The sequence below is a fragment of the Microbacterium sp. H6 genome, assembly GCF_003314775.1.
Taxonomy (GTDB): Bacteria; Actinomycetota; Actinomycetes; order Actinomycetales; family Microbacteriaceae; genus Microbacterium; species Microbacterium oxydans.
Map to the genome: position 1 here is coordinate 249 of NZ_QOAY01000262.1, position 579 is coordinate 827.

The 579-nt window shown below is 69.3% G+C and carries 1 protein-coding gene; it reads left to right on the forward strand.

Features of this window, described 5'->3' with window-relative positions:
• Positions 1-161 precede the first annotated feature (161 nt).
• Positions 162-579 (forward strand): DedA family protein (locus DSP71_RS24150; RefSeq protein WP_258546510.1); only part of this gene is annotated, 418 nt, incomplete at its 3' end.

The following is a 579-nucleotide window of genomic DNA, read 5'->3' on the forward strand; positions in this document are numbered from 1 at the left end:
AGGGCGTCGACATCGAGTCGCTCGCCGGCGGCGCAGGCGAGCTGATGGGGGCCGCCGGCGAGACGGTATCCGGGGTCGGAGAGGCAGCGAGTGGATGGGGCGAGCAGCTCGGCGATCTCGGCCTCCCCGGCATCGGCGACATCTTCGGGCGCTGACCCCGCATGGTTCCCACTGCTGCCGCCGAACACGGCTTCACCGGCCTCACCGGATTCGCCGCCGACGTCCTCACAGCCCTCGGAGACGTCGGCGTCGGCGTGCTCGTCTTTCTCGAGGTGCTCGTGCCGCCGATCCCGAGCGAGGTCATCCTGCCCTTTGCGGGATACCTGAGCCAGAGCGGCTCCCTGAATCTCGGGTGGCTGATCTTCTGGAGCACCTTGGCGTCGTGGCTGGGGGCGCTGCTGCTGTACTGGCTCGGTGCGGCGATCGGCATGGACCGGGCGGTGCGGATGCTCGCTGCCACGAAACTGGTGAGTCGCTCCGACCTCGAACGCGGATCCGAGTGGTTCGTGCGCAGTGGCGGCTGGACCGTCCTGGTCGGACGGATGGTTCCCGGTGTCCGCAGCCTCATCTCGATCCCCG